The 18,575-nt window shown below is 68.4% G+C and carries 4 protein-coding genes; all 4 read left to right on the forward strand.

The features are described from left to right. Positions 1-218 precede the first annotated feature (218 nt). The 4 genes from D7X74_RS08320 (at position 219) to D7X74_RS08340 (ending at position 18,170) form a co-directional block, all read left to right on the forward strand. Positions 219-13,214, forward strand: coding sequence for a non-ribosomal peptide synthase/polyketide synthase (locus D7X74_RS08320; protein ID WP_120532386.1), 12,996 nt, complete (start codon positions 219-221; stop codon positions 13,212-13,214). A gap of 6 nt (positions 13,215-13,220) precedes the next feature. Continuing rightward, positions 13,221-14,243 (forward strand): hypothetical protein, encoded by a 1,023-nt coding sequence (locus tag D7X74_RS08325; protein ID WP_120532387.1) that lies wholly within the window; start codon positions 13,221-13,223, stop codon positions 14,241-14,243. 25 nt (positions 14,244-14,268) lie between these two features. Further along, complete coding sequence (locus D7X74_RS08330; RefSeq protein WP_158622197.1) at positions 14,269-15,975, forward strand: thiamine pyrophosphate-binding protein; 1,707 nt, start codon at positions 14,269-14,271, stop codon at positions 15,973-15,975. Between the two features lie 929 nt (positions 15,976-16,904). Beyond that, positions 16,905-18,170: an ETX/MTX2 family pore-forming toxin gene (locus D7X74_RS08340; RefSeq protein WP_120532390.1), complete on the forward strand. Its 1,266-nt coding sequence runs from the start codon at positions 16,905-16,907 to the stop codon at positions 18,168-18,170. Positions 18,171-18,575 lie beyond the last annotated feature (405 nt).

Raw genomic sequence — 18,575 nt, forward strand, 5'->3', positions numbered from 1 at the left:
GCCCCCACTTCATCCACCGAAGCCCATACGTGAAAACTTCTCGCATGGGTGAATGCGGTCTTGGATGGGCAAACGGACTCAGGCACGACGCGGAGTGATTCCCCGGTCGGCAGGCGGAGCACGGCCCGTATGACAGGCCCCCCGCTGAACGGCCCTTCACGGTTCCGCAGCCATTTCTGTGTATTCACGTTTGGTTCGCAACGTTTAGTGTTGCGGGCATGCGTACCCCCACGTCGATCAGCGGCCATCTGGAGTTGCATGCCGCTGCGCAGCCCCATCGGCTCGCCTACCGCTACCTGACGACCGGCGACTCCGACGGGCCGGTGGAGACGCTGACGTGGGCGGAGCTGGACCGCCGGGTGCGCGCGGTGGCGGCGGCCCTGCAACGCGCCGGGGCCACGGGAGAACGGGCGCTGCTGCTGTACCCGCCGGGGCTCGACTTCGTGGTGGCGTTCCTGGGATGCCTCGCCTCGGGCGTGATTGCCGCCCCTGCCTACCCGCCGGATCCAGGTCGTCTGGAGCGGACGCTGGGCCGGCTCCGCGCCATCGCTCGGGACTGTGACGCGCGGCTGGTGCTCACCACGGCGGCCATCGCGGGGATGGCCGAGGCGCTGCATCCCATGGCGCCGGAGCTGGGAGAGCTCCAGTGGGTGGCGTCGGATGCGGTGCCCGACGACGAGGCGGACGCCTGGCGACGTCCGGCGCTCGCGACCTCGGGCGTCGCGTTCCTGCAGTACACGTCGGGGTCTACCGGGACGCCGAAGGGCGTCGTCATCACCCACGACAACCTCCTGCACAACGAGCGGATGCTCAAGCAGGGCTTCGGCCACTCCATCGAGGGGAGCAGCGGCGTCGGTTGGCTGCCGCTCTACCACGACATGGGACTCATCGGGAACGTGCTGCAGCCGCTCTACATCGGCATGCCGTGCACGCTGATGTCTCCGCTGGCCTTCCTGCAGCGCCCGTCGCGCTGGCTGCGCGCCATCTCCACCTTCCGGGGGACGACGAGCGGCGGGCCGAACTTCGCCTACGACCTGTGCGTGCGAAAGGTCACGGAGGCGGAGCGCGCCGGGCTGGACCTGTCGAGCTGGGACGTGGCCTTCAACGGGGCGGAGCCGGTGCGCACGGCGACGCTCGAGCGCTTCGCGGCGGCCTTCGCGGCGCATGGCTTCCGCAGGGAGGTCTTCTACCCGTGCTACGGGCTCGCCGAGTCCACGCTGTTCGTGACCGGGCCGGTGAAGGCCGCGGCGCCCCCCGTCGTCGTCTCGCTCGACGTGCCGGCACTGGAGCAGGGGCGCGTGGTGCCCCTGGCGGAGGAGTCGCACGGCGCGCGCACGCTGGTGGGCTGCGGGCACACCTGGCTGGAGCAGCGGGTGGCCATCGTCGACCCGGTGAGCGGACGGCGTGCGGGCGATGACTCGGTGGGGGAGATCTGGGTCTCCGGGCCGAGCGTGGCGCGGGGCTACTGGAACAACCCGGAGGCGACCGCGAAGACGTTCGAGGCGCGGATCGCGGACACGGGTGAGGGGCCCTTCCTGCGGACGGGCGACCTGGGCTTCCAGCACGGGGGCGCGCTGTTCGTCACGGGGCGGCTCAAGGACCTGATCATCGTGCGTGGGCGCAACCTGTACCCGCAGGATGTGGAGCTGACCGCCGAGCAGGCCCACACGGCGGTGCGGCAGGGGTGTGCCGCGGCGTTCGGGCTGGAGGTGGCGGGCGAGGAGCAGCTCGTCGTCGTCGCGGAGGTGGACGAGCGCGCTGGCACGCCAGCGGCCGAGGTCGCGGCGGCGATCCGGGAGGCGGTGGCGGCGGAGCACGGGGTCGTCGTGCACGCGGTGGCGCTCCTGCAATCGCGGACGCTGCCGAAGACGACGAGCGGCAAGGTGCAGCGCCACGCGTGCCGCAACGCCTTCGTGGAAGGAACGCTCTCGCTCGTGTCGGAGGTGGCGTTCGCCCCGGCGAGGGTCGAGCCGTCACCGGAGGACGCGGCGGCGCAGGGACTGGAAGCCTGGCTGTTCGCGAGGATCGCCGCGCTCACCGGCACGCCCGTGGGGGCAATTGATCCGGGGCAGCCGTTCGCCCACTACGGGATGGACTCCAAGGACCTCGTGGGCCTGTCTGGAGACCTGGAGACCCGTCTGGACCGGCCGGTCTCCCCCGCCCTGCTGTATGAGCAGCCGAGCCTCACCGCGCTGCTGCGGCACCTGGAGGGGAGCACGGAGCAGGGGCAGCCGGTGCCCATCTCCCGCTCGGAGCAGTTGGAGACGGAGCCGGGTCCCCTGTCGGCGGGCGGGGCGCGACTGCTCGTGCTCGACCGGCTGGCGCCCGGCAGCGCGCTGTACAACATCCACGCCGGGCTCTCCATGAAGGGCGCCCTCGACGCGGGCGCGCTGCGCAGGAGCCTGAACGCGCTCGTCACGCGCCACCCGATGCTGCGGGCCACCTTCCCCGAGTCGGAAGGCCGGCCGGGACTCGTCATCTCCGGCCCTGCCCTCCTGGCGCTGCCCGTCGTTGATCTGCGCGACCTCCCCCTGGAGAAGCGGCAGGCGGAGCTGGCCCGGCTCTCGGAGGAGCACGCCACGGCTCCCTTCGATCTCACCCGGGGGCCACTGGTGCGGCTCACCCTGGTGGCGCTCAGGGACGCGGAGCACGTGCTCCTGCTCACGCAGCACCACATCATCACCGACGCGTGGTCCATTGGTGTCTTCGCCCGCGAGCTGGCCGAGCTGTACGAGGGCTTCCGCACAGGCTCGCCCCGGACGCTCGCGGAGCTTCCGGTGCGCTACGCCGACTACGTCCGCTGGCAGGACGCGTGGCTCCAGGGAGAGGACGCCCGACGTTCGGTGGCGTGGTGGAAGCAGAAGCTCGCGGGGCTGCCCCGGCTGGACTTCCCGACGCCCCGGACACCTGGCCGTGGAACGACCCATGCGGGTGACGCGTACGCCTTCGCGCTGCCGGCGGGGCTCACGTCGGCATTGAAGGACCTGGCGCGCCGCGAGTCCTGCACGCTGTACGTCGCGCTCCTGACGGCCTGGGCCACGCTGCTGCATCGCTACTCCCACCAGCAGGCGGACTTCGGGATTGGCACCGTCACCGCGGGGCGCGATCGGCGTGAGCTGCGCGACGTGGTGGGCTTCTTCGTGAACACGCTCGTCCTCCGCTGCGACCTGTCCGGCGATCCGGAGGGCAGCGTGCTGATGCGCAGGCTTCGCGGTGTCGTCGAAGGCGCGCTCCGTCACCAGGAAGTGCCCTTCGATCAGGTGGTGAGCGCCGTCGGGGCGCCCCGGGGACAGGACCTCAACCCGCTCTTCCGCGCGGGCTTCGTGCTGGAGAACGTGCCCTTTCCCGAGCTGGCCCTCCCGGGACTCACGTGGACGCCCGTGCTCCAGCGGCCGGATGGCGGAGTGCCGGGCACGGCGAAGTTCGACCTCGGCCTCTCGATGGTGGAGACGAACGGAGGACTCTCCGCGGCCATCGAGTACGCGACCGACCTGTTCGATGCGGCGACGATCGAACGGATGGCGGGGCACTTCCAGCGGCTGGTGGAGGGGCTCGTGGAGGCACCGCGGCGGCGGGTGTCGGAGCTGTCGCTCCTGACCGCCGGGGAGCGACACCGGCTGCTGAGCGAGTGGAACGAGACGGCGGCGGAGCAGCCCAGGGACGTCTGCCTCCACGAGCTGTTCGAGGCTCAGGCCCGGACGGCGCCCGGGGCCCTGGCGGTGAGCTTCGGGGCGCAGCGACTCACCTATGGCGAACTCAACCGTCGAGCGAATCAGCTCGCGCACCACCTGCGGGGGCTGGGGGTGGGCCCGGAGGTGCGGGTCGGGCTGTGCATGGAGCGTTCGGTGGAGCTGGTGGTGGGGCTCTTGGGGATCCTCAAGGCGGGCGGAGCGTATCTGCCGCTCGACCCGACCTATCCTGCGGACCGGCTGTCCTTCATGCTCGAAGATGCCCGGTCGCCCGTGCTCGTCACCATGGGGCGGCTGCGTGAGACGGTGCGCGCCGCGGCACCGCGCATCGTCTTTCTCGACGATGACCGGGTCGCCATCGCCGCGCGGAGTGGCGACGCTCCGGCGACCGGCGTCCAGCGCGACAACCTCGCCTATGTCATCTACACCTCCGGCTCCTCGGGACGGCCCAAGGGGGTGGAGAACCGGCACGGCGGGCTGACCAACCTGGTCCGCTGGTTCGTGAAGGAGTACGCCGTCGTTCCTGCGGATCGGGTCGCGCAGCAGGCGGTGATGGGCTTCGACGCCTGCGGGCTGGAGCTGTGGCCCGCGCTCTCGGTGGGCGCGTCGGTGCACATCGTGGACGAGGAGACGCGGTTCTCGTCGGCGCGGCTGGTGGAGTGGTTCCAGCGAGAGGCCATCACGCTCGCGCACCTGCCGCCGGTCCTCGCCGAGGCCATCGTCGAGGGAGCGCTCCCGGCGGGATTCCCGCTCCGTGCGTTGCTCACCGGATCCGACAAGGTGCAACGCGCCCCGAGGCACGCGCCGCCGTTCCGTTTCACCAACCACTACGGTCCGACCGAGGCGGCCATCCTCGCGACCTGGAGTCCCATCCAGGCGTCGGAGGGAATGCAGCCGCCCCCCATCGGTCGCCCGCTCCCGGGGGTGCGCGTCTACGTGCTCGACCCGCACCTCCAGCCCGTACCGATCGGCGTGCCCGGCGAGCTCTACATCGGGGGTCGAGGGCTCGGCCGGGGTTACGCGCACCGACCGGACCTGACGGCGGAGCGCTTCATCCCCGACGCGTTCGGCCCCGAAGCCGGAGCGCGCCTCTACCGCACTGGCGATCTGGTGCGCTACCGCGCGGACGGTGTCCTCGAGTTCCTCGGGCGCGCCGACCATCAGGTGAAGATTCGAGGCTTCCGCATCGAGCTTGCCGAGATCGAGAGCGTGCTCGCGCAGCACCCGTCGGTTCGTGACGCGGTGGTGCTGGCACGCGAGGACGCTCCTGGGGACAAGCAGCTCGTGGCGTACGTGGTGCCACGCGAAGGGCAGTCTCCCGGCGCAGGTGGGCTGCGCAGCCACCTGCGAGGCAAGCTCCCGGACTTCATGATGCCAGGGGCGTTCGTGGAGCTTCCGGTTCTTCCCGTGACGCCCAATGGCAAGGTGGACCGCAAGGCCCTGCCGCCGCCGGACCTGACTTCGGCGGACCTGGCACGCGACTTCGTGGCCCCCCGCACGCCGGTGGAAGAGGTGCTGGCCACCGTCTGGGCGCAGGTGCTCCGCGTGCCCCGCGTGAGCCTCTTCGACAGCTTCTTCGACCTCGGAGGTCACTCGCTGCTGGCGATGCAGGTGCTCGGCCGGGTGCGCACCGCCTTCGGTGTCGATGTGCCGCTGCGCGCGTTGTTCGAGACACCCACCGTCGCCGCAGTGGCCGCGCTCGTCGAAGCGGCCATGCGCGCCGGGACGGTCCCCACCGCGCCAGCGCTCGTCCCCGCGCCTCGTGAGGGATTGCTGCCGCTCTCCTTCGCCCAGCAGCGGTTGTGGCTGCTTGACCGCCTGGATCCCGACAGCCCCCTCTACAACGTCCCCGCCGCCGTGAACCTGTCGGGGCCGCTCAATGCGATCGCGCTGGAGCAGGCGCTCCAGGCGCTGGTGCAACGCCATGAAGCACTGCGCACCATCTTCCCCAGCATCGAAGGACAGCCGCATCAGGCCATCGCCCCCGAGCTGGCGCCGCGCCTGAAAGTGGTGGAGCTGCACACGCCGGAGGAAGCCGCCTGGCAGGCAGAGGTGCAACGGTTGGCGAAGCAGGAGGCGGAGACGCCCTTCGACCTCGCCCGTGGGCCGCTGCTCCGGGCCACGCTGCTCAAGCGTTCGGAGCAGGAGCACGTGCTGTTGCTCACGCTGCACCACATCGTCTCCGATGGCTGGTCTTTGGGTGTGCTGGTCCGTGAGGTGGCGGCGCTGTACGAAGCCGCTTCGCAAGGCCGCGCCTCATCGCTTCCCGCATTGCCCATCCAGTACGCCGACTACGCCCTCTGGCAGCGGCAGTGGCTGTCGGGCGAAGTCCTGAAGGCGGAACTCTCCTGGTGGAAGCAGTACCTGGCTGGAGCGCCGCCCGCGTTGGAACTTCCCACGGACCGGCCGCGCCCTTCGGTGCGCTCGCACCGAGGAAGCGTGCTGCCGGTGGCCCTGCCCCGCGAGCTGTCCTCTGCGCTCGCGGCGCTGAGCCGTCGCGAAGGCAGCACCCTCTTCATGACGCTGCTCGCGGCCTTCCAGGTGCTCCTGCACCGGCACAGCGGGCAGGACGACATCGTCGTCGGCTCTCCCATCGCCGGCCGCACTCGCGCGGAGACCGAAGGACTCATCGGCTTCTTCGTCAACACGCTGGTGCTGCGCACCGACTTGAGCGGCGAGCCCAGCTTCCGGGAGCTGCTCAAGCGCGTGCGCGAGGTGACGCTGGGCGCCTACGTCCACCAGGACGTCCCCTTCGAGAAGCTGGTGGAGGAGCTGGCCCCCGCGCGCGACCTGAGCCGCTCGCCCCTCTTCCAGGTGATGTTCGTCCTCCAGAACGCCCCCATGCCGGAGCTGTCCCTGGGCGAGGCGAAGCTCACACCCATGCCCGTCGCGCAGACGGTGGCGAAGTTCGAGCTGACGCTCTTCCTGGAAGAGACGGCGGACGGACTGAAGGGCTCGCTGGAATACAACACCGACCTCTTCGACGCGGGGACGGTGGAGCGGCTGGCGGGCCACTACCAGACGCTGCTGGAAGGGATTGTGGCCGAACCGGAGCAGTCCGTCTCGCGGCTGCCTTTGCTGACGGAGCCGGAGCACCACCAACTGGTGCGGGCCTTCAATCAGACGCAAACCAACTTCCCGCGTGAGCGCTGCATCCACGAGCTGTTCGAAGCCCAGGCGAAGAAAACCCCGAACGCGGTGGCCGTGGTATTCGAGGACCAGCGGCTCACCTACCGGGAGCTGGATCAGCGGGCCAACCAGCTTGGACACCACCTGCGCTCCATGGGCGTGGGGCCCGAGGTGCTGGTGGGCCTGTGCGTCGAACGCTCCCTGGAGCTGGTGGTGGGGCTGCTTGGAATCCTCAAGGCAGGGGGCGCGTATCTGCCACTGGACCCGAGCTACCCCGAGGAGCGCCTCGCCTTCATGCTGGAGGACTCCGGTACGCCCATCCTCCTCACGCAGCGGCAGCGCGTTGATGGACTCCCGAAGCACCGGGCCCGGACGCTCTTGCTGGATACGGATTGGGAGCACATCGCCCGCGAGCGAATGGACAAGCCAGAGAGCGGAGGTGGGCCAGAAGGTCTGGCCTACGTCATCTACACCTCGGGTTCGACGGGCAAACCGAATGGCGTGATGATCCCCCACCGCGGGCTCGTCAACTACCTGGCCTGGTGCACCCAGGCCTATGACGTCGTCAATGGGCGGGGCGCTCCCGTCCATTCCTCCATCAGCTTCGATCTCACCATCACCGGCCTGTTCTCCCCGCTGCTGGTCGGACAGCCGGTGGTGCTCCTGCCCGAGCGTGATGGAATCGACGTGCTCGTGGATGCGCTCGACCGCCACGACGACTTCAGCCTCGTCAAGCTCACCCCGGCGCACCTCGAACTGATTCCTCGTCTCCTACGACCCGAGCGGGCAGCGGGCCGAGCACGCGCCCTCGTCATCGGCGGCGAGGCCCTGTCGTGGGAAGCGCTGTCCTTCTTCCAGCGCTCCGCGCCCGCGACCCGGCTCATCAACGAATACGGTCCCACGGAGACCGTCGTCGGCTGCTGCATCTACGAGGCGCCCGCCGATGTGGCAAAGACCGGTCCCGTTCCCATCGGCCGCCCCATCGCGAACACACGGCTCTATGTGCTCGATGCGCGGCTGCAACCGGTTCCGCTCAACGTCCCTGGCGAGCTTTACATCGGAGGAGCGGGAGTGGGGCGTGGCTACCGGAACCGTCCCGCGCTGACCGCGGAGAGATTCCGCCCGGACCCGTTCAGCGATGAGCCGGACGCACGCCTGTACAAGACCGGGGACCTCTGCCGCTGGCTGCCGGATGGCAACCTGGAGTACCTGGGCCGCGCCGACCATCAGGTGAAGCTCCGGGGCTTCCGCATCGAGCTGGGGGAAATCGAATCCATCCTGTCGCAGCACCCCTCCGTGCGGCAGGCCGTGGTGATCGCGCGGGAAGATGCGCCGGGTGAGAAACGTCTCGTGGCCTACGTGGTGGGACACGAGACGCCCCTGCCCGGCCTGGGCGAGCTGCGAAGCCACCTTCAGGGCAGGCTTCCGGACTACATGGTGCCGACGGCATTCGTGGCGCTTCCAGTCCTGCCGCTGACGCCCAACGGCAAGGTGGACCGCAAGGCCCTGCCGCCGCCGGACCTCGCTTCGGCGGACCTGGCACGCGACTTCGTGGGCCCCCGCACGCCGGTGGAAGAGGTGCTGGCCACCGTCTGGGCGCAGGTGCTTCGCGTGCCCCGCGTGAGCCTCTTCGACAGCTTCTTCGACCTCGGAGGCCACTCGCTGCTGGCGATGCAGGTGCTCGGCCGGGTGCGCATCGCCTTCGGCGTCGATGTGCCGCTGCGTGCCCTGTTCGAAACGCCCACCGTCGCCGCAGTGGCTGCGCTCGTCGAAGCCGCCATGCGCGCCGGGGCATCCCCCGCCGCTCCAGCGCTCGTCCCCGCGCCTCGTGAGGGATTGCTGCCGCTCTCCTTCGCCCAGCAGCGGTTGTGGCTGCTCGACCGACTGGAGCCCGACAGCCCCCTCTACAACGTCCCCACGGCCGTGCACCTGTCCGGGCCGCTCAATGCGAGCGCGCTGGAGCAGGCGCTCCAGGCGCTGGTGCAACGCCATGAAGCGCTGCGCACCACCTTCCCCAACATCGAAGGACAGCCGCATCAGGCCATTGCCTCCGAGTTGGCGCTGCGCCTGAAAGTCGTGGAGTTGCACACGCCGGAGGAAGCCGCCTGGCAGGCAGAGGTGCAACGGCTGGCGAAGCAGGAGGCGGAGACGCCCTTCGACCTCGCCCACGGGCCACTGCTCCGGGCCACGCTGCTCAAGCGTTCGGAGCAGGAGCACGTGCTGCTGCTGACGCTGCATCACATCGTCTCGGACGGTTGGTCGCTGGGAGTGCTGATCCGGGAACTCGGCGCACTCCATGCGGGCCATGCCGCCTCACTTCCCGCATTGCCCATTCAGTACGCCGACTATGCCCTCTGGCAGCGGCAGTGGCTGTCGGGCGAAGTGCTGAAGGCGGAACTCTCCTGGTGGAAGCAGCACCTGGCTGGAGCGCCGCCCGCGTTGGAACTTCCCACGGACCGGCCGCGCCCTTCGGTGCGCTCGCACCGAGGAAGCGTGCTGCCGGTGGCCCTGCCCCGTGAGCTGTCCTCTGCGCTCGCGGCACTGAGCCGTCGCGAAGGCAGCACCCTCTTCATGACGCTGCTCGCGGCCTTCCAGGTGCTCCTGCACCGGCACAGCGGGCAGGACGACATCGTCGTTGGCTCTCCCATCGCCGGCCGCACTCGCGCGGAGACAGAAGGACTCATCGGCTTCTTCGTCAACACGCTGGTGCTGCGCACCGACTTGAGCGGCGAGCCCAGCTTCCGGGAGCTGCTCAAGCGCGTGCGCGAGGTGACGCTGGGCGCCTACGTCCACCAGGACGTCCCCTTCGAGAAGCTGGTGGAGGAGCTGGCCCCCGCGCGCGACCTGAGTCGCTCGCCCCTCTTCCAGGTGATGTTCGTCCTCCAGAACGCACCCATGCCGGAGCTGTCCTTGGGCGAGGCGAAGCTCACGCCCATGCCCGTCGCGCAGACGGTGGCGAAGTTCGAGCTGACGCTCTTCCTGGAAGAGACGGCGGACGGGCTGAAGGGCTCGCTGGAATACAACACCGACCTCTTCGACGCGGAGACGGTGGAGCGGCTGGCGGGCCACTACCAGACACTGCTGAAAGGGATTGTGGCTGAACCGGAGCAGTCCGTCTCGCGGCTGCCTTTGCTGACAGAGGCAGAGCACCTCCAACTGGTGCGGACCTTCAATCAGACACGGACGGACTTCCCGCGCGAGCACTGCATCCACGAGCTGTTTGAAGCCCAGGCGAAGAAGACCCCGGACGCGGTGGCGGTGGTATTCGAGGACCAGCGGCTCACCTACCGGGAGCTGGATCAGCGGGCCAACCAGCTTGGGCACCACCTGCGCTCCATGGGCGTGGGGCCCGAGGTGTTGGTGGGCCTGTGCGTCGAACGCTCCCTGGAGTTGGTGGTGGGGCTGCTCGGAATCCTCAAGGCCGGCGGCGCGTATCTGCCGCTGGACCCGAACTACCCCGAGGAGCGCCTCGCCTTCATGCTGGAGGACACGGGCACGCCCCTGCTGCTCACGCAGCGCCATCTCGTCGAGCGGCTTCCCGCGCGCCGTCCCCAGGTGCTCCTCCTGGACGAGGGCCTGAGTTCCATGGCTGGCGAGAGCATCCCCGCGCCGGTGAGCGGGGCCGGGCCAGAAAGTCTGGCGTATGTGGTCTACACCTCCGGTTCGACCGGACGCCCGAAGGGTGTCTGCGTGGTGCACCGGGGCGTTGTCCGGCTCGTCAAGGAGACGCGCTACGCGCACTTCTCCGAGACAGAGACATTCCTCCACCTGGCCTCACTCTCCTTCGACGCCTCGACCTTCGAACTCTGGGGGCCGCTGCTGAATGGTGGCCGGCTGGTCGTGTTTCCCGTCGAGCGACCGACGTTGGCGACGATTGGCGAGGTCGTGCGGCGCGAGGGCGTGACGACGCTCTGGCTCACCGCCAGCCTCTTCAACGCGGTGATGGACGCACAACCCGAGGTGCTGCGGCCCTTGCGCCAGCTCCTGGTGGGCGGTGAGGCGCTGTCGGTGCCCCACGTGAAGCGGGCGCTGGAGGTCCTCCCCGGGGTACGGCTCATCAATGGCTATGGCCCCACGGAGAGCACGACGTTCGCCTGTTGCCACACCATCACCGAAGCGGATGGCGTCACGTCCATTCCGCTCGGAAGGCCCATCGCCAATACAGAGGCATACGTCCTCGACCGCCATGCGCGCCCCGTGCCCGTCGGCGTCGCGGGGGAGCTGTATCTCGGCGGCGACGGTCTGGCGCGCGGCTACCTGAACCGGCCGGAGCTCACAGCGGGCGCCTTCGTTCCCCATCCGTTCTCGGCGGATCCGCGAGCAAGGCTCTACAAGACAGGCGACCTCGTCCGGGTCAGGCCCGACGGCAACCTGGAGTTCCTGGGCCGGCTCGACCATCAGGTGAAGCTCCGCGGCTTCCGCATCGAGCTGGGAGAAATCGAGGAGCAGCTCGGACGGCACCCGTCGATTCGCGAAGTGGTGGTGCTCGCGCGAGAGGACGTGCCCGGCGAAAAGCGATTGGTGGCCTACCTGGTGGCGCACGAAGGGACGCTGCCCGGAGCAGGTGAGCTGCGGAGCTACCTGCAAGGCAAGCTGCCGGAGTTCATGGTGCCAGCGGCGTTCGTGGAGCTTCCCGCCCTGCCCCTCTCGTCCAACGGCAAGGTGGACCGCAAGGCCCTGCCGCCGCCCGACCTGGCCTCCGCCGACCCGGAGCGAGCCTTCGTGGGGCCCCGCACACCGGTGGAAGAGACGCTCGTGGCCCTCTGGGCGGAGCTGCTCAGCGTGCCGCGCGTGGGCGTCTTCGACAGCTTCTTCGCGCTCGGGGGCCACTCCCTGCTGGCCATGAAGGTGCTCGGCCGGGTGCGCACCGCCTTCGGCATCGACGTGCCACTGCGAGCGTTGTTCGAGGGGCCCACCACCGCCGCGCTGGCCCAGCACGTTGAAGCCGCCCTGCGCGCGAGGGGCGACACCCTGCCCTTCGCGTCCACGCCGGCGGGAGACACCCTGGGCCCCCTTGCCGCCGACGTCGTGGAGCCGCCGGTCCTGGTTCCGCCACGCGCCTCGTATCCGCTCTCACCCTCGCAGCGAAGGTACTGGCGCGACTACGTCCGCGACCCGCAGCGGACCTGGTCCAACATCTCCGCCGCGGTCCCGCTCGGCGGAGCGCTCCTGGCGGAGCCCATCGAACGCGCGATCAACCTCCTCATCGCGCGCCACGAAAGCCTCCGCACCGCCTTCCCGATGGAAGGTGGCGAGCGCGTGCAGGTAGTCGCAAGTGAAGCGCGCTGCGTCCTGACCGTCACCGACCTGACGCGGCTCGCGCCAGAGCACCGGGCGAGCGCGCTCGCCGACATCCGCCGAGGAGAGGCGAACCGCCTGTTCAATCTTGAAGCCGCGCCACTGCTGCGCGCGCACCTCGTCCAAGCTGGCGAAGGGCAGTCCCTGCTGTTCATGACGGGCCACCACCTCATCGTGGACGGCTGGTCGCTGTTCCTCATGCGCCAGGAGCTGGCCGCCCTCTATGTGGAGTGCCTGACCGGGAGCCCCAGCACGCTCGAACCGCTGAAGCTCCAGTACAAGGACTTCTCCGAGTGGCAGAACCGACTGCTCGCGCAAGGTGCCTTCGAGCCGGACCGGCGCTACTGGCTGGAGCACCTCGCGCCGCCGCTCCCGCCCGTCCCGTTCGCGGACTTCGTCCACCCGGAGGCCGGCACGGACCGGACGGGGGCCGCGTATCGGGTCCTGCTCCCGGGGCCGCTGTGGGATCAGGTCAAGCACGCGGCCGGAGTGCTCGGCGTGAGCCCCTTCGTCTTGCTCCTCACCGGCTTCTTCACGCTCATCCACGACCAGGAGGGCAGCCGCGACATCATCATTGGCACGCCGGTCAACGGGCGTGACGCCAATCACTTCCCATCACTCATCGGTCTGGCCATCAACCTGGTGATGCTTCGCGTCCGGCTGGAGGACGGCGACACCTTCGCCTCTTGCGCCGCCAAGGTACAGTTCGCGCTCCTTTCCGCGATGCAACACCAGAGCTACCAGAACGACAGGATCCTGGCGGATCTCGGCTTCGATCCTGGCGCGGACAGCTTCGCGCTCACCACGTCCTTCTTCAGCGCGCTCAACGTCGAGGCGCCGGTGGCCCCGGAGTTCAGGGCCGCTGGCGCGGTGCACGAGGTGCTCCCCACCGAAGTCCGCTTCGACGTCATGTGGTACGCGGTCGAATACAGCGACGGCATGGTCCTCGACTGCCGCTACTGCGGAAGCCTCTTCCCGCGAGACGTCGTGGAGAAGCAGGTCGCACGCTACCTGGAACTTCTCGAACACCACCTTCCCACGCCCCGGGCGCTCCTCGCGTCCCTGGCGCCGCAATCCCTCTCAAACCCACGCCGGTAGACCGCCATGACCACTGCCTTCAAGCCCGCCGTCGCTGTCGACTATCACTTCACGCCCGAGGACAAGCAGCGTTTCACCGAGGCCCTCGCCTCCATCACCGCGAATCCCTACACCGCGTTTCCCGCGTTCCAGCTGGCCGTCCGCCAGCTCATCGCGCAGGAGCGTGTGCCTCACAGCTTCGTCGACGCCTGCCGCACGGCCCGGGCACGGGACCTGGTGGCGCACCCGTTCCACTTCCTCACCAACTGCCCCATCGACGAGGGCGTCCCGCCCTTCGACTTCGAGCGGCCGGTCCAGTCCAAGTACGAGCTGAAGAAGACGTTCATCGGTGAGGGCTTCCTCATCACCTACGCGGAGCTGATGGGCACGCCGTCCATTGGCTACACGAACGTGAACGCGGGCGACATCGTCCACGACATCTACCCGCAGAAGGCCCTCTACAAGAGCCAGTCCCAGAAGACGCTCCTGCCGATTGGCTTCCACAAGGACCTGGCCAACCACTTCGTCCGGCCGGACTTCGTCAACATCCTGGGCATGCGCAGCCACGCGGAGAACGAGATCTTCACGACCTTCGTCCGCAACAGCGACCTGCTCCAGCACCTGGGGCCGGACATCGAGCGCATCCTTCGCGAGCCGAACTTCTATACGCCGTACGACGACCTCACCACGTACAACGACAAGGACTCCCGCCTGGGACAGGCGGCGATGCACCCCGTCGTCCAGGGCGCGGTCGACTTCGTCTATTTCGAGAACCGCACCATCGCGTACTCGGACGAGGGCAAGGAGGCCATCACCAGGCTGAACGAGGCCCTGCACGCCCTCAAGGGGCGGGTGCTGATGCGGCCGGGTGACTTCGTCAGCAGCTCCAACAACACCGGCCTGCACGGCAAGGACGTGGGGGAGATCCGGGATGCGTACCAGCACAAGATCCGCTGGAGCATCAAAACGGTCAACGTCGCGGACCTGGAGCCGCACCGTCAGCACTACAAGGAATACGTGCCCGGGCACTACGCGGTGGTGAATGGCTGACGGCGGCGCGAAAGGCAATCATCCCATGAAACGCACATCGAGCACGGGCTCCGATACCTTCGTGGAGCTCCTCACGCGCGCGGGAGTCGAGCGCGCGTTCGCGGTCACCGGCGGCGCGGTCATGGACTTCGTCGATGCGCTGGAGGCCAGTCCGGGCATCCAGCTCCAGTGCTTCCAGACCGAGCAGGGCGCGGCCTGGGCCGCCATGGGCTACACCCAGCTTACGGGAAAGCTGTGCGTCGTCACGGCGACCTCCGGGCCGGGCGCGACCAACCTCATCACCCCCCTGTCGGACGCGCTGCGGGACAACATCCCGCTGCTCGTGGTGACGGGGCAGGTGGCGCGCACCGCCCGGAACACCGACGCGTTCCAGGAGCTCAACATCACGGAGGTCGCCGCCCCGGTGGCGAAGAAGGTCGCGTACCTGGAGCGCCTGGAGGACGCGGCCGACGTGCTGGCCGACGCGGTCCGCGTGGCCTTCGACGGCCGTCCTGGCCCGGTGCTCATCGACTTCCCCAGGGACCTCCAGCAGCAGCGCCAGCCCCCGCCGCCGCCTCACGCGCCGCCCGTCACCGCGACGAAGCCGCGGCCCGCTTCGCCGGAGCTGGAAGAGGTCATGGCGTGCCTGCGCAAGGCCGAGCGGCCGGTCATCATCGCCGGCCATGGCGTGGTGATCGCCGACGCCCGAAACGAGTTGCTGCAACTGCTGGAGCTGGCGCCCATCCCCGTGGTGCACACACTCCCGGGCAAGGCGGCGCTGCCGAGCACCCACCCGAACTGCTACGGCATGGTGGGGATGCACGGGTTCTACGTCCCGAACTGGATCGTCGACAACGCGGACCTGGTCATCTCCCTGGGCTCGCGGTTCGACGACCGCATCACCAGCAACACGGGCACCTTCGCGCCGCACGCGAAGCGGCTCATCCATTTCGACATCGCCCGGGAGCAGGTCCAGAAGGTGATGCCGGAGCGGAAGCTGGGCGTGGTGGGGGACCTCAAGCACACCCTGCGCGAGCTGCTCACCCTGCTCGTGGGGGCGCCGCGCGGCTACGCGGCGTGGCATGAGCGGATCGCCGCCGTCCGCGAACAATACCCGTCCACCTACAAGGCCCAGCCGGGCGCGCTCCAATGCCAGCTCGTGCTGGAGCAGCTCAACGCGGCGGTCCGGGAGCACACGGCACGGAGCGGTCAGCGGGTGGTCTACACCACGGAGGTGGGCAGCCATCAGATGTGGGCCGCGCAGCACGTGGAGATGCGGCCGGGGTCGGAGTTCCTCACGTCCAGCGGGCTGGGGTGCATGGGCTCCGGGCTCCCGCTGGCGCTCGGGGCGCAGATCGCCGACCCCGACGCGCTCGTTATCTGTCTGGCCGGAGATGGGAGCCTGCGCTTCTCCGAGGCGGAGCTGGAGACGGCGTGGGAGTCCGGACTGCCGGTGAAGGTGCTGCTCTTCAACAACGACGGGTACGGCATCGTGCGGATGTGGAACAACCACTTCTACGAGGGCCGGAAGACCGGGGTCGTCAAGCAGGGCAAGCAGTGGACCACGCTGGCCCGGAGCAACGGCTTCACCGAGGCCCATGTCGACCGCGTGGAGTCGCCCGGTGACCTCCGCCGGGTGCTCGACCGGGCGGTCTCCCACCGGGGACCGCACTTCATCGAGCTCGTCACGCCATACGAGGACTGCCTCCCGCTGATTCCGCCCGGGAAGGCGTTCAAGGACATCATGCTCTGAGCCGGAGCGTCCGCCGGGGGCCCAGGGGCCAAGCCGCTCCCCCCGGCGGACACACCGGTGCGTCCAGGTCTGCGCCTGCTGAAGAAAAGTGGAGCCCTGCCCGCGCAGGGGCCTGAGGACGCACTGCAGGCGTACCAGGCGCGCTTCCTCGCTCGGGCGGCCCCTATATCTGCGGCCCTCCTCGGCGCCTCCGCTCCAGCCCCTACCCTCAGCCTGGCTTCCATCCCGCCGATACGCTGATTCGCGCCCGCGTCCCCCTCCCCATCCTTTCCGCCCCATGGTCACGAAACCGAGCCGCACGGACGGGGCACGGCAGGTGGTCTTCCTCCGTCCTCGTGGAGAGCGCGAAAGAGGCGTGGGGAAAACTGGATCACCTGATCCAGGAGGCGCCCGAAGGTTGCGCGAAACCTACCGAATCGCCAGGGGGTAGGAGACCCGTGACGTCGAGTTGCAGGCGGAAGGCAAGCACGCATCGGGCGAGGTCGTGGCCGTCGCTCCGCATGACCCAGTCGGCCGTCTCGCAGCGCCTGAAGGCCCGGAGGGCGCGGCGCTGAAAGTGCTGTGTGTCTGGCTGATGCGCTGGGAAGCGGAACGCCAAAACCCTGTCATCCTGAGCAACAGCACTTTTTTCCGTGGCGCCGGCCTACTGTGTCGCCAAGGCTTGGCCTGCGTGTTCGTGATCTGGTTGTCCCTGCCGTGCGAACAGGCCGTGGCAGGTAGGTGGTTTGAATGTCCACGTCGGCAGTCGGCGGCATTCAGAGCCCCTCACCAAGGGGCACGGGGCTCCGTGTAAACTTCCAGCACCGATACGTTTGTCATTGCCTATGGGTTGTGCCAATTGAACCCAACCGTACCGTCGGGCAATAGACCAAGACATAACCGGCGCGTTAGCTTTTGTACCGCTGCAAGCCCACCAAAGGAACGCACAGATGCCAGCGATTTCGAAGCTTCCCGCTCCGGCGCCCACGCCTCCCACTCAGCCCTCCAACACCGTAAGACTCTTCAAAGATGCCAGCTGGGGAGGTACGTCCTATGCGTTCAGCACCAATGATTACACCAAGGACAAACGCCAATCCATCTCCGGGACGAGCATCCAGGACGAATCGACCTGGATTGCGTTCAATCTTCCGGTAGGAACGGTCGTGACCTTGACGGACGCCTTTGTCGCCCCGGCCGACGGCAACGTCTTCAACCTCAAGAACTGCGGCAGGGTGGTCGACCTCGTGGGAACGGGCCGGACCGAGGCCGTGGATCTCACGCAGTGCAACATGAACGACTGCATTTCGGCGTGGTTCTGGCACACGCCCGATCTGAACCTCGGCGCCGTCGAACTCTACGAAGCCGCCGACTTCAAGGGGAACCGCACCGTGCTGTTCCTCTCGGAGTGGAACGCGGCAAAGCTCCAACCGCTGGATGGCTGGTACATCAAGGATCGCGCGAGTTCCGCGCGCTGGCCTTCGCTGTATGACGCACAGACGGTCTCGTTGTTCGACGGCAACGACGGCTCGGGGGTGAGCTATGAGAACATCAAGGCTTGGGGCAGCTTCTCGCAGTTGAGCAACTTCAAGGATGTGGGCTTCAACGACGTCCTCTCCAGCTTCTCCTGGAACAACCTCATCCCGAAGCAGGAAGTCATCGCCCCGGTGGTCATCACGGTCCCAAACACTGGCGGGAAGAGCTTGTTCGCCCAAGCGACTGGGACGAACAACAGTCCCGAGGTGCAACCGCAAACCATCACGCTCAACAACGCGACCGAACAGACAACAACGGTGACGGTCACCAATCAGTACACGGCGGGCATGGAGTTGAGCTATTCGCTCTCGGCCAAAGTGGGTGTCGGCTCGAACGAGCTGACCCAGGAATGGACACTCAAGGCCAGCTTTACCTACTCGCGCACTGAGACATCGACCCTGACCAAGACGCAAACCACGGCGCTCACGGTCTCGCAGGTGTTCAATGTGCCCCCCTACAGCAGCTTCCAAGCAACGCTGACGGTGCAGATGGGTCAGCTGCCCCCGAACACGACCTACAGAACCACGGCCGAGCGCTGGTATGACGTAGCCCTCCAGGGAAGTGTGTACGACCCCTCGAACGGCTGGTGGAGGCGGACGGAATTCATCACCTTGCAGATGGGCGGAACCCTGGCTGTGAATTCGAACCTGGTCGTTGAGACGTCGCCGCTCCCCGGCAGCTGAGCGATGGCGTCGCAGCCCCTCTCGCCGTCGCCGGCTTGTAGCTCAAGCCGGCGAACGGCTCCGGTTCGTGGTCGCGCTACTTCGGCGGAGGTCGTTCCGAAGGGGCTGGACGGGCGCGGGGCTCGGCCTTGAGGGAGGCCCAGGACAGGGACAACTTCCTGCCCGCTGGCCAGTCGTCGGACCGGGGCTTGCCTTGTCCCCGGTCCGCCTTGGCCTGCCTCCGTCGCTGCCGCCTCTGCTGCTTCTTGCCCTCCGACAGCGAGCGCCCTTCCATCACATCCGGGGGCCACGGAAGCGGGTGACGCTCAGTGCACGAAAGTGCACGATGCCCATGTTCATGTCGCCTGTGCGTCCCATGCCCATGCTTTGGGCACGCTCATGATTCCCGCTCCCCTGCCCCCAGAC

It is taken from the genome of Corallococcus sp. CA047B, assembly GCF_003612065.1.
Lineage (GTDB): Bacteria > Myxococcota > Myxococcia > Myxococcales > Myxococcaceae > Corallococcus > Corallococcus praedator.